The following is a 13,904-nucleotide window of genomic DNA, read 5'->3' as shown; positions in this document are numbered from 1 at the left end:
GTCTACATGCATCCTTTCCATACCAGCCGTAAACAGGCTGAGTTAATACAAGATTGGTGCTGGGTGCAGGACACCGCCAGATGTCTTAACGAATGGGTGACAACTTTTCCACCAGACCTGCGGGGTGAAGTTCATAACCATTCTCCGTGTACGAGTCATAATATACCTTGCCGTTCCGATACACCATAAGATCCTCCAGATGGAAACCTCCCATCAGATTCAGCTTCTCCACACCACTGCTGCGTTCTTCGTACACCACACCCAGCTTGTAGATGCGTGACGTCTCTTCGGCATGTGCCGCGTAGTCCATAAAAGCACTATGATGGTCACCAAAGAAATACTTCTCTTCATACCGATGTTCCTGCGTATAATCGAATACCCGTACCCGAACAACCGCCTGATCCTCCAGCGTGTGGTACAACCTGCGGAATAGGTCATCCCGGGTCAATACGTCTTTGTCTCCGTAAGCAATCGTAACGTTGGCCCGCTGCAACAGCTCTTCTTCAAATGGTAACCGCAACGGCTCGGCTGTAAGCAGCAACGAGTGACATACCTCCATCAGCCGTTTCAGCAGACGATCATCGCCTTCTGTGGCAAGCCGGTTCATGTCTCCCATGTAACGGTCCTCAAACCATACATCCCGTCCGCGCTTGGCTTCCAGGTCGATGATTAGCTCTTCCGTCACTTTGCCGTAGTACTCCATCACGTTCTGGCCGATGTATTCATCCGCAGCGGCGATACTTTGGGCAGCCGTTTCTCGCAGTGTACGTTCCAACACTTCAAGGGCTGCTGTGACGTGGCGACTATATCGGTGAAGTTCTTCCATCTCCGTTTCGTAGATGCGCAGCAGATGTAATTCATTTTCCAGTCGCAGCAAGTCTACCTTGGGTACATACACTCGTTCCAGCATACAGTCAATCAGATTGCGTACATTCTGCTTATCACGGAACAACGCACGTTTGAACGACTGATCTTCCACCCGCTCTTGCTGACGTTGCTCCAGCAGAGCACGTGCCGATTCAAGCTGCATCGATTTATCCCGAATCAGTCCGAGCAGCGCTTCACGTACACTGCCAGGCTCACTGTCACTCCAAGCCGCCCACTGGAAGTAACCAATCTCTGGATGCTCCGCGCGGGACTGTTCAGCCTGACGGCGCAGGGAACCACTAGAGCTACGCTCGCGCACACGTTCCTCCACAAGACGAACGACGTTATCGCGGAAGTACGCTTCGGCTCCTTGTCCAAACAACGCTCTCTCCGCTTCACGAAGTGAGAGCGGCTTCAGATCAGAGAAACTAACGTTATGCGTCATGATGCCACTCATGCCACTAACCAGATCTTCATCGGGCAGCAAGCCTTCGACTTTGCGTTCCACCGAGGCCGCATCGAGTCCGAAGAAAGCGAGTTTGTCCTTAATGCTCCATTCCGGCTCTTGCCGCATGCGTGCGATCAGATACCGATACATGTGATATAACACCGCCAGTGCAATCGGCTTGTTTGGCCGCCTGATCTCGGCAAAACCCGCACTTGCATAACCATGCTGATCAGAGGTGGTACGAATATTGTTTTTGAAGGATGTATTGTTGTACGTGTTCGCTCCCGTGCTTGAAACGGTACCCAAGCGATTCCCATCCTGCTTCCTGTTCTTCAACAGGCAGATCCGGCAGATAATCTCGGCATTTTCGATCCAGCCACCGGGAACGCCGGTTCCACGCTCATTTTTGTCGGACAACAGATATACCAGATCAAACAACGGTGACGCGGGATGTGTAACGGGAATGGAAATCCCATCCTCCGTCACCAACAGATTACCGCTGAACGTGTAGTCCAGCGACTGCATATAATCCAGTTCCCGCAGAAAAGCGAGGCCTGCTGCGCTGGCATAACCAAAGGAATCCACCTGTTCCATCTCGCTGACCAATACATGCAGATCCGTCTGCACGGACTTGAAGGCTTGGGACAAAATGGTCTCCGTCAGCTTGGTGAGCTCTGGCAACAATACATTCAGCGGATCATCCGCCCTGGTTACCACCGTAACGTAAATCCGATCAAATGACGAGTACAGCCGTCCATATTCGGCAATTCGGTTACTGACCCGACGAAGCGTACGATTCAGATCAAAGAGCGCCTGATCCGATTCGTGGAAACTGCGGTGTACATCCTTACGCCGTGTTTTGGATGGTCGCTCTGTCTGCCCAGCGGACAGAGGCAAGCGGTGAAGAGTCACCTGACCGTCATCGGACGAGCCACCAGTCCTCGTTTCAACCGGACCCGCTTCCTGATCTTCTGTCCCAATCTGAACGTAGACCACACCGTCTCCATTATCCCATTTCAGCCGATTGATCTCCTGCACAGCAGACACGGCAGGTGCAACCAGATCACCCACGAAAAGGAACAAAGCCGGGTAATGGATACTGCTGCGTCCATCACCCAGGCTGCCTTGACGCTCCTGCTCCATTGCATACTGTGCTGCATACTTCTCCAGATCACGCTTCAGGGTATTGTTCGAATTGAACTCCATCCCGGTCACCATCTTACTTCAGCCTTCTGCGAATGTCGTTCAGCTTGGACGACATCGTTCTGTAGAACTGATAGATATCTTCCCCGTTAGCCAGTTCTACCCGCTCGTATTCGAGACGATCACGTGATTCCATGAACAGCGCAGCCAGATCATCCAGCTTTGTCAGCAGTGGGGTGATATCTTCTGAAGCCGTCAGATCATTATCCCGACGGGAGGCTTTACGCAGCAGTGTACTGCGATCCTTCTCCGACAGGCCGCGGAAGTTCCCAAACACTTCATACTCGGCAAAGTTACGGCTCTTCATCAGGTTTGCGAACGGCTCCCATGCATCTTCTTCCGGGTCACGGTCATAGACGTAGAGCGCACCTTTTTTGACGATGGTGTCGGTATATAACGCTTCGATGAAGCGGTCATACCACTGCTCTTCATCCTGGTACTGGGCAAGAATGCCTTCGAGTTCGGCGACTTTGGCCGAGATGGCATTCATCTTTGCCAGTTCCTCACGTACACGTGCGATCAGCTGCGGGGAGCGTACCAGGTTTTCTTTGGCCATATCTTCATTAATACTTCCGAAAATATCCTTAACTCCTACACGTGGCAACCCTTCGGATTGCAGACGTTTCAGCTCAATCACCGCCCGCTTCACTTCGCCGAGGTTCGGCGTGGTGGACGTCAGACGCATGTCGTAGGCTCCCAGTTTGGCAGACAAATCAAACGCTTCTGTTGTCACAATCGCATACCGGTTACTTGTATTCTCATCAATGGATTTGGCTGTCACGATGTTGTATCCAAGCGCCTGCTCGAATTCGCTACGCACACGGGCGTTATACTGCTTCACGCGAGCGTTCTCGTACACATCTCCCCATGATTTCTCCGGAATCGGAGACGGCAGATAGGTCCAGTTGTTTTTCTCCGTTTGCACCAAGTGACGACCAATGCCTTCTTTGTCCAAAATGGTACGTTCATAACTTTCCTCATATACTTTGAGTGGTGTATACACAAAGAGTGGTACCCCGTTGCGGGTGTTCAGCCAGAAAATCCGGTTACGCACTTCACTTTCCTTGACGGTAAAATGAGACTTGCCTACCGCATTGTTCTGATAATTACGAATCCCTTTCAGAATGCCTGGCGCCTGTGCTGGTACCGAAACAAATCCCCATGAAGGGAAATGCAGACTGCCTGTACTGTTGCTCAGATTGAACACCGGAACGGCCTCGTCATCCAGCTTGCCAGCAATGAAACGTTCCACGAATTTTTCGACCGACTCATCCTGACCATATTTGATCACCAGGAAATCTTCCATGGAACGAGTAATCAGATCACCGAATTTCTCACTTAGGAAGTCGGAGATGGAGCTGACGATATCAATCTCGTTTTCCTTCACCCACTGGCTGGAGTTTTCCAGCAATTCACGGGAGAAGTCACGGATTAGATCATCTGTATCACGCTTATCCAACAGCCCGTCCACCACACTGACGATATCCGGTACACTTACGACGTTCCAGTAGTATGTTTTGTTGCCTTTGTGATCGGATTGTTCCTCGCCGCGTGTCAGCAGATCGCCGTTCTTCGCGAATATCGAGCTAAGGGCGTTCAGCGTCTCGGTAAATACGTTATAAATGCGGCTGTTCTCCTGGTTCAGCAACTCATACAGATCTTCATAGAACTCGATCATCTGATCGTTGCGTTCCACGTCGGCGTGCAGCCAGTACTCATGAATTTTTGCTTCAATATAAGCATTCTTTTTCTTCTCTTTGGAGACAAAAGCACTCTTCGCATCGCCCAATTTCTCTTCGGACTGCTCCTGAGCTGCTTCAATATCACGCGGAATGCGGAAGGCATTCTCACGCAGGGTTTCGATGTATGACTGAATCATCTTCAGTACACAGAATCCTTTTTCCGTATAAATCAGACGGGAGACATAGAACGGACCTTGTTCGGGATGCAAAAACATACGCCGGATCTGTTCGGTGAACTGACCGGCAATCTCACCCGGCAGCTGTTTCTTCGCCTTGATATATTCCTCGCGGGCACGCGCCAGGAAGTTCTGTTCCAGTTCGGTGTCCATATTCACAACCTGTGATTTCACCACGTTGCCATAGGATAGGCGTTCACTGTTCTGATAACCAGGTAGCGGCTCTGGCACGCGGGCTTCAAAGGACTTGACCACACTTTCGAGATCAATGCCCAGCTTGCGGGCAAACTTCTCGGTATCCTCCTGGTTTGGCGCTTTGGAGAACATGGTGTTCATTTTGTCGAACATACGATACGCCAGATAGGTGGTCATCTCTTCAATTGGTAGTACAGCCGAAGATGCACCAATGATGTTGTAATCATAGTTAGCCGGGTATACCTTGTTCATCTGTGCAATGTTGGTCCGGATGTTGCTGATATAGTCATGGATCGCAAACTCCTCACCCGACTGCTTCTCCTCACTTGCCATGAAGTTGGTAATGTTCTCGGCCGTGACGTTCATGCAGTAATCGTAGGCGTTCTCCAGCAATTTGCCCTCGGTATTCGTCGCAGAGATCAGATGACACAGGTTAAATGGTGGCAGTGGTGAGTTAACGGTTAAAATATTGCCGTACTTCTGTGTAAACCGCTCACCGCGGCTATCCACGTTCATCCAATAATCCAACTCTTTGAGCGCAGCATATCCGTTCTTGCGAATGTATTCGCGCGTGTGTTCGCTCAAGCTTTTGTTGGACAGGTTCACGTCTGGTGTGAACAGGTAGCCCAGCGTATTCACGCGGTCAATCCCGGCAGAGCCATGATCCCGTTCGATAATGCCGCGCACGATATAGGAAATATCGAGGAAACAGCCACTGCCTGTACCGCCGGACAGACCCGTCAGCAGGAACACCATCAGTTTTTTGTTGGTGCCTACAGATAAGGTTTTGATCTTTTTGTCGATGGCCTGTACGACCTGATTAATCTTCGTGAACAGGAGCAGACGTCCAGCCTGACGCACACCTGCGGCTCCGTTCATCCCGTCCGTAATGCTCAGTTCCGGAGATAGCCAGTCAGTAATGTACGGTTCCAGCACGCTGCGGTTCTGTAGAAGCCCGCCAATCTCGGCATTGGACAGCAGCACGAATTCATTGATCGGATCAAGTCCGATTCCTTTATACTTTTTGGCACGATCCTGTTCGTTTGTCTCAAAAGCCAGAAACTCCACATTGTCCGGCTTATCCATTTTTTTCTTGGATACCGGGTCCTGTGGCAGCTTGAAACGACGGTTGATCTGATATTTGAGACGCAACAGTGCGTCAATTCCCGTTCCCCCCAGACCAATAATCAGAATGGGGTTATCAATTGTATCAACTCTGATCTTCTCACTGACAATACCTCCGCCAAGTGATACATCCAGTTGCTGAATATGTTCTCTAACAATCGGTTTCATTCCATGTCCTCCTTTGATTAACCAAGTTGGAACTACAACTTAATTACACTTGCCACTCCGATGACAGAATAACCTTCCGATCGCTGTTATCCCCAGATTTTTTCAATTCACTTTTACAAAGTGAAAATCCGGGGATAGCGTATGCTTCCGATGTAGCTTTCTTTCAGAAAGCTTTTAGGCGAACGCTTCCGTTTCTTCACGTTATTTCTGTCCTCTGCGTTCTCGTGTAAACAGTTGGTCCCAAATTTTATTGGCATTCCTTTTAGACCAAATACTCGATCAAAATCGTTTTGTCCGCCTGTTGCAGCGGGATGCTCAGTCGGTCACCGTTCTTCAGTTCAACGCCTGAGCTTGCATCAACTGCACGACCGGATTTCTCCAGCGTACCGCCTGCGGTGTTACGGATGATAATTCGATCCCCATTGCTGGGCGTAAATACATAATTTTCGGTTTCCTTCAGCTCAGGATCCAGTTGCAACAACTGATGCAGATGGAATCTGCCTCGGAAGGATACCAGCTTTTTATATTGTGGATAGGACTTGTCGCCCGTGTTCTCATCACGAATCTCCACAACCATCTGACCTACAAATCCCCGGTTTTTGCGTTTCAGCCAACCCATCAGGAACCAGGCACCAACACCGACCACAATCAGAGCTATAACACCCAAGATGACAGGCAACCAAGGAAACGGCTTGTCCTGTTCACCGCCAGACGTTGTTGGTTGAGATGCACTTCCGGCTGCTCCGCTCGCGTTGATCGTGATTGGCTCACTTTCACGGTAGAAGCTGTCTTCTTCCGCACGGATGACTAATTCATAGTTATGATTGTCTGGTACTTCAAACGTTCCGGCAAAACCAGAACCTGTGTTTTCCAGCGGTTGTTCTTCACTTTTGCCTGTATCCACATCTTTCACAACCAGCGTGGCCTTCATATCTGTATACAGATCATTATCCTGAAGCGGCTGACCGCCATTCTCCAGTTTGGCTGCAAGATCAACCTTGTCTCCTTTGGTATAGGACTTGGTCTTAATTGGGTCCACAACGAGCTGAAGATCATAGTTGAACAACAGGTTGATATCGATGCTGTCTTTCGGAGCCCCTTTTACCCGAAGTTTCCAGTCTCCTTCTTGGGGTTTCAACAGCTTCACGAGTGAATAACTCTTCGACGTTGAGAGCTTGGCTGCATCCGAATTCAGGTCCACGGCTTGTCCGGAAGGGTCTGTCAATTGTACTTCCACCGGCTTCGAGGACATGATCGAAATGTTTGCTTCCAGCACACTGTCGTTTGGCACGTTCACGGTAACTTCCTGATAACTGCCGTTTCCCGTTACAGAGGGCAGTTTCACCACATTCAGTTTGGCATGATCGGCGAAGATCTCACTCAGGATCTGTGGCAGATCATCCGGTGTATCGGTAATGAATGACTTGCCTCCGGTCTGCTGGGCCAGATCTGCGAGTGCATCCTTGTTCAGCTTGCCATCCGCGTTCAGTCCAATCGTATACACCGGGATACCCTGATCCTGTGCTTCCTTCACGGATTTCGCCAGATCAGCGTCGGATTGTGCCTGTGTACGGCCTTTGGTTTTGTTAAAGTCATTGTTGCCATCCGCCAGCAACACGATCATTGGCGAGTGGGATGGGTCTGCACCATGATTCAGTATGTTCACGGCTTCGGCGACACCAACCGAGACATCGGTATATGGCCCCCGGCCGAGCTGATCAATAAAATCCTTCAGGCTGCTCTTGTCCGCATCGGACTGAATCTCCAGCATAGCCTTTTCCCGCTCCACCTGATCGGTATAAGCGACAATCCCTACCTTGTCCCCCTGGACTGGCAGCATATCAATAAACATTTTCATGGCTTCATTACTGATCTTGTCACGGTCACTTGTATTCATCGAGTTACTTACATCGGCTACAAGTACCGCATCAATTCCGCTTGTCTGTGCCTGAGCCGCTGCAGCTTGTGGCAGCAACGCTTGAGGTAACAGTAGCGTTAGAATTGCCAGCAGAACCATTGTTCCGCTGAGCCAGCGTATTTTGCTTGTCCGCAGCATTGGGTGTACTCCTTCACGTTTGAGATTAAAATGGGAATAGTTTATTATAGGCGTCAAGCCTTAAGGAAATCTTAACAGTCTACTAATAAATTCTGAAAAGCACCCCTATCTTGAGTTACAGTTTTGTAATGACTGACAAAAATCGACGATTTCATGCCTTGAACTGGCACAAAAGTACCAACTATGGAAATATGATATAGTTATTGCCAGCAAACTGCAATATAACAGCGCTTGTTTACCAAGCCATAGAAGGGAACGGATTATGGTTACATACGGATGCCTCGCCATATTGTTTCTTTTTGTCATCATAAAGGTAATTGCACTCCAGCTTCATCGGCGGAAACCAATCTCCCGCGAAGACACGGATCGTACCCTCTACACTATTCTGAATGGTGAGCGTGATTGAGCATGAGTACTAAACTAGTTGTATCCATACGACCATTTCAACGAACGACCTATGCCTATGAAAAGTTGCAAGTCTGCACCCGTTGTGGACAGTATACCTGCCTGTGGGAAGAGGAGTGCACGGCCTGTGGCCGGGGTACCCTGAATTCCGTTCAAGCGAAGGCAACTTCCCGTGTGAAACGTCGAATTGCACGCGACCTGTTCATTACCATATTGTTCGGTGCAGCTGCCACCTATTTTGGTGAGACCATAGATCAGACCATGGCGGCAGCCAGTGTTTCCCTGCTGCTTCTGGCCTTACTGATCTTCATGCAGAAACGTTCGTTCGAGGTAGAGCAGCAGCGCGAGTTGAAGCGCACGTTGCAACAGGATGAGGAACTCATCCGCCAGGGCATTAACCGCAACTGGGCTCTGGTCGCCGAAGCTCGAAAGCAGGATGAAGCACTTGCCTATGAGATGCTCCGCGAGATCGGCTCACTCGTCTACAATGACCGGATTCGACTGCAGCAGGTTGCGCTGTTACAATCCTTTGTCCTGCGCAGTGATATGGATCTGCAGCTCAAGCCCTTGCTGTTACGCAGCTTCGAGCGGCTGCTGGCTGAATATATCGGTGAGATTGCTCGGCTTAAGCCGGATTTGATCCGTGAAGATGCGATTCGTTATATCGCAACCTATGAAGTGAACATTTTACAGCTCCACAATGGAATTCAGATACTTACAGCCGTAGCTGCTGCTGCCGTCCGCAAGAGCAAATATATTGAGTTATTCCCTAGTCTTATTACCCGCTACGCCCGCTTTATGCCCAAAGATCGATTCATGAGACTTTATCACACGATTGAACGCTATCCGAGCAAGGCACGCGGAGGACTGGCAGAGTCGGTGGGCCGGGTGTATAACGAGAAATATCGGGATCAGTACGCAGATGTTCAGCTGTAGGCATGGTATGTTGAGAAAGAAAAACGTAGTTTAGTGCAAACTCACTCCCTGTATGTAGACGAATGCAATTTCATCCATCCCTGCATGCGCGTCAGCACCACAGATCGAAGGTTATGCTTCTAATGATATAAGAATTAATCCAAAAACACCCCATCCTTAGGTCTAGGATGAGGTGTTTTGAATTTTATGGCAGTCTGCCACGTGCTATACGCAGCACACGAAAAAAAGAATAACTAGATGGGGAATACCTAAATGGCATCTTCCATGGATCAAACAGGCGCGCAAACAGGCACTCGCAGATGACAAAAAGAATAAGCGGAAATGATCATCTGCCCTGTTGAAAAAGGGCCGCGACGTGGTTTCGTCGCGACCCTTGATCTGAGGGTTCGATACATCTGTACCCGAACCCTCTCATATGCGCCATGCCAAACGCTGTGGCATGGCATGGTTCCTGCGCAAGTGCGGCTATATTGCCGCTTGCGCCAAGGCTTTACCGTCCGCGACGTGAATCGCGACGGTCGCCCTTCGCCGGTCCGCGTCCTGCGGATTCCGGACGGCGAGAGCCTTCGCTGCTGCGCCCGGAGCTGCGCTTGTCGGCGCTACGGCCAGCCCAGCCGCTGCTACCTGTACTGCGTCCGCCTTGGCCCGTTGCACCGCGATTGCTGTCGCTGCTTCGTGCAGAACCACGACCTGCGCTGCGCTCGTCGCCACTGCGACCTGCACCGCGTCCACCTTGACCTGCTGCACCGCGACTGCTGTCGCTACTGCGGCCACCGCTACGACCACCACTGCGGCCACCTTCGCCGCCGCGGGAACCACGACCCCCACGTCCGCCATCTCTGCGATCGTTACGGCCTGCACCGCGACGGGCACTGCCTGTTCCGGAAGAGCGTCCGCCTGAACGTTCATCATCTCCCTGGCTGTTGATGGAACGTCTAGCTGCTCCAGTCGAAGCAATTGGACCTTCGCTCGTCCACTGGATACGGGACAGCTTCTGGTCGATACCCTGTTCAATACGTGCAAGCTCCGGTCTATCGTGCTCTGTTGCAAACGTTACAGCAAGACCTGTACCGCCTGCACGGCCCGTACGACCAATCCGGTGGATATAACTTTCCGCATCATGCGGCATATCGTAGTTAAATACATGCGTGACGCCTTCTACATCAAGTCCACGTGCAGCTACATCTGTAGCAACCAGCACTTGCAGTTTGGCATCACGGAACGCTTTCATCACGTTCTCACGCTTGGATTGGGACAGATCTCCATGAAGTTCATCACTTGCATAACCTGCTTCACGCAGATCTTGGTTTAGCTTGGATGCACGACGCTTGGTCCGGCAGAAAATGATCGCCAAGTATGGGCGATACGTATCAATCATGCCGCGAAGCGCTTCGAGCTTACCGCGATCCGTACATTCCAGCACCTGCTGGCGAATCTGTTTGATCGGGATAACAGATTGGGAAGATACCTTCACATCTTCCGGATCTTTCATGTAGGTCTTCGCCAGGTTGCGAATGCCCTTCGGCATTGTTGCTGAGAACAGCATGGTCTGACGTTTGTGTGGAAGCTCACTAAGAATCGTTTCCACATCGTCCAGGAAGCCCATGTGCAGCATTTGGTCGGCTTCATCCAGCACCAGTTTTTTCACATTATCAAGCTTCAACGTGCCACGACGCAGGTGATCCAGGAGACGCCCCGGTGTACCAATAACGATCTGAGTGCCGTTCTGCAATTTACGCAGTTGCTTGTCCACATCCTGCCCACCGTATACGGCAAGCACATGCAGTTTATCGTCGTTTGCCGTGAGCTTCTTTGCTTCTTCCGTAATTTGCAGCGCAAGCTCACGCGTAGGCGCAATAATCAGCGCTTGTGGCGAACGGTCGGATACGTTAATTTTCTGAATAATCGGCAGCAAAAATGCCAGCGTTTTCCCTGTGCCTGTCTGTGCCTCGGCGATAATATCGCGTCCACCCAACAGTACCGGAATCGAACGCTCCTGTACCGGAGTCGGCACGGCGATGCCCTGATGTTTCAGGATCTCGCACCATTCCGGGCGAATGCCCAGTTGTTCAAAGTTTGCCAATCGTTACACCTCTGTATATTCATTTAGATAAGTCCATTTCATAAAGACTTCAGTATCTGCAATCAAGACTAGCTTTCCTTATATCAATCATGATTATGAAATGAATTTTTAAAAAGCAATCCACTCGTTGCTCTTCTTCTCCATACCCTGTAGTTTACACGTTAGTCAAGCAAAACAAAAGGGGATACAGCGTTACCCCCTAACTTGTAGCACAAAATTCCAAGATCAGCGTGACTTGTATCGACCAAGTGACTTTAAGTCGGGTAGTAAGAGACTCTAGATCTGCCTTCAGGTTGCTGATCTGTGGATATGACCTAGCATGCCTCAGGCTCTAATAAAAAACAGCGACGCCCTCTCCCGATTTCCGGAAAAAGTGCGCCGCTGATTATAAATTATCTTTTTATGTTATCTATTCGTTGTTTACTTCGTTCCAACCAAGTTACGAACCGTGCCCGCCTGCTGTAGCAAATCCACTCCGTTCAAGAATACGAGAGCTTTCCTCGTTTAACCCGCGCAGGTGCACGGTTTTGCCCAGCTTCGCGTATTTGAACTTCACTTTGCCGATAGCCACAACCGCGGTATTATCCCAGATATGTGACCCTCCGAAATCAATCGTGATTTCCTTCGGATCGGCCTCTGCATCGAACTCATCCACAAAGCGGGACGAAGAACCAAAGAAGAATGGTCCGTGAACCCGATATACTTTCTGCCCTTGCTCTTGGCTCGCCTGTACGCGGATCTTGGTCTGTTTCCAGCCAAAATGCAGCACACTGAGCACAACGCCGACCATAACCCCGATCGACAGATCGTGGGTATAGACCACAATCGCCACCGTCACGATCATGACAAAGGCTTCCGCGCGCGGCACGCGAGTTATATTTTTGATAGAACTCCAGTCGAATGTCCCGATACACACCATAAACATTACACCGACGAGCGCCCCCATCGGTACCTGTTTCACCACACCGCTAAACAGCAGCAACAGGATCGCGAGAAACGCACCCGCAGTAAACGTAGACAATCTTCCACGTCCGCCAGACTTCACATTAATGACCGACTGCCCAATCATCGCACAGCCACCCATGCCGCCAAACAAACCGTTCACAAAATTCGCAATACCCTGACCACGCACTTCACGGTTCTTGCTGCTCTTGGTCTCGGTCATCTCATCCACGATGGTTGCGGTCAGCAGGGATTCCAACAAACCAACCAGTGCCATGGTGAATGAGTATGGCAGCAGAATCATCAGCGTGTCCCAAGTCCACGCAATATTCGGCAAATGGAACATCGGCAGAGTGCTCGTTATATTTCCCATATTGCCTACCGTTCTTACGTCCAGATGGAACACCACGGTAATAATCGTCATCACGATGATTGCAATCAGTGGAGCTGGAACGCCTTTGAAAAACCGTGGCAAAATATAAACGATCGCCAGCGTGCCCGCTACCATCGCATACATAATCCAGTTTGCTCCTGTGAAATGGGTTAACTGCGCCATAAAGATGAGTATGGCCAGCGCGTTCACAAATCCCGTCAGAACCGAATGAGGCACAAACGTAATAAACCGCCCAACCTTAAATATGCCCAGTAGAAACTGGATAATGCCCGTTAAAATCGTCGCTGCAAAAAGATATTCCACGCCATAATCCTTGACGAGTCCAACCATCAGTACCGCCATGGCACCTGTTGCCGCCGAGATCATGCCTGGTCTTCCACCAGCAATCGAGATCACAATCGCAATCGTAATCGAAGCGTATAATCCGACCATCGGATCAACACCTGCAATGATGGAGAAAGCAATGGCTTCCGGAATTAACGCCAGCGCTACCGTAATGCCTGCCAGCACGTCTCCGCGAATGTTGCCAAACCATTGTTGTTTTAAAGTATTCATATGTTCTTGCCGTTCCTCCTACGTGTATTCCTCATAATGGACAATCCTGCTGAAGAGTAACGGAAGCCGTTCACACTAACCAACTACCCAGGACAGCACAAAACAACGGATTCCTCTCCGCGTCATTCGCCTATGCTCATGCCTGACTTGCATCATTATTCACCATCCATATAGCCTTGACGGGTTAATATGCACTCATGTCTTTTCCGTTCCAGTGTGTACCGCTGGTGTTCCGTTACTGGCATCAGTTGTCTTACTCGTGCGACATCAGGAGCTGATCCTGACGCCCATAGGTTTTCCCCTCTCAGAAAAACCGGGTCCGTTAATGTACTGACCTATTATTATAGTCACAGGACCGGATATGTACTAATACAGTTAAGGCGAAAAAACAGAACCTTTTCTTCTATTATCTTAATCTTTCTATAATTTACTCACCAATTCTCTATTCACAAAAAATAACCCGCAAAGATCCTTTGAAGAAAGTCTCTTTACGGGTGTTCATGTGATACTATGCTAGAATCTTCCTGATTTGAATATCGAATAGAGCAGGAAAGCCACCATCAGAATCGCCACCAGAAAACCAATCTCAATGACCGGAATATCCCATAG

At 49.9% G+C, this 13,904-nt stretch carries 7 protein-coding genes; 2 read left to right on the top strand and 5 right to left on the bottom strand.

What is annotated here, in order from left to right:
• Positions 1–85 precede the first annotated feature (85 nt).
• The 3 genes from J2X75_RS23140 to J2X75_RS23130 form a co-directional block, all read right to left on the bottom strand.
• Complete coding sequence (locus J2X75_RS23140) at positions 86–2,533, bottom strand: transcription initiation factor TFIID (protein WP_310340486.1); 2,448 nt, start codon at positions 2,531–2,533, stop codon at positions 86–88.
• Between the two features lies 1 nt (position 2,534).
• Entirely contained in the window at positions 2,535–5,924 is a 3,390-nt protein-coding gene (locus J2X75_RS23135; RefSeq protein WP_310340484.1) for a tubulin-like doman-containing protein, read from the bottom strand.
• A 262-nt stretch (positions 5,925–6,186) separates the two neighbouring features.
• On the bottom strand, positions 6,187–7,980 hold the full coding sequence (locus J2X75_RS23130; protein WP_310340482.1) for a vWA domain-containing protein: 1,794 nt from the start codon (positions 7,978–7,980) through the stop codon (positions 6,187–6,189).
• A gap of 262 nt (positions 7,981–8,242) precedes the next feature.
• Between J2X75_RS23130 and J2X75_RS23125 the strand changes: the two genes are divergently transcribed.
• Together J2X75_RS23125 and J2X75_RS23120 are read left to right on the top strand one after the other, a co-directional pair.
• On the top strand, positions 8,243–8,386 hold the full coding sequence (locus J2X75_RS23125) for a hypothetical protein (RefSeq protein WP_167483717.1): 144 nt from the start codon (positions 8,243–8,245) through the stop codon (positions 8,384–8,386).
• Positions 8,387–8,388: 2 nt separating this feature from the next.
• A complete protein-coding gene (locus J2X75_RS23120; protein WP_047840770.1) occupies positions 8,389–9,321 on the top strand; it encodes a hypothetical protein in 933 nt (310 codons plus the stop codon).
• Between the two features lie 490 nt (positions 9,322–9,811).
• On the opposite strand, the gene J2X75_RS23115 is transcribed toward J2X75_RS23120, so the two are convergent.
• Both J2X75_RS23115 and J2X75_RS23110 read right to left on the bottom strand, forming a co-directional pair.
• Positions 9,812–11,404, bottom strand: a complete 1,593-nt coding sequence (locus J2X75_RS23115; protein WP_310340479.1) for a DEAD/DEAH box helicase — start codon at positions 11,402–11,404, stop codon at positions 9,812–9,814.
• A 439-nt stretch (positions 11,405–11,843) separates the two neighbouring features.
• A complete protein-coding gene (locus J2X75_RS23110; RefSeq protein WP_310340477.1) occupies positions 11,844–13,295 on the bottom strand; it encodes a SulP family inorganic anion transporter in 1,452 nt (483 codons plus the stop codon).
• Positions 13,296–13,904 lie beyond the last annotated feature (609 nt).

The organism is Paenibacillus sp. 2003, from assembly GCF_031455635.1.
Taxonomy (GTDB): domain Bacteria; phylum Bacillota; class Bacilli; order Paenibacillales; family Paenibacillaceae; genus Paenibacillus; species Paenibacillus amylolyticus_B.
The sequence above is the reverse complement of the archived record's forward strand: the minus strand, read 5'-3'. Positions and strand labels throughout refer to the sequence as shown.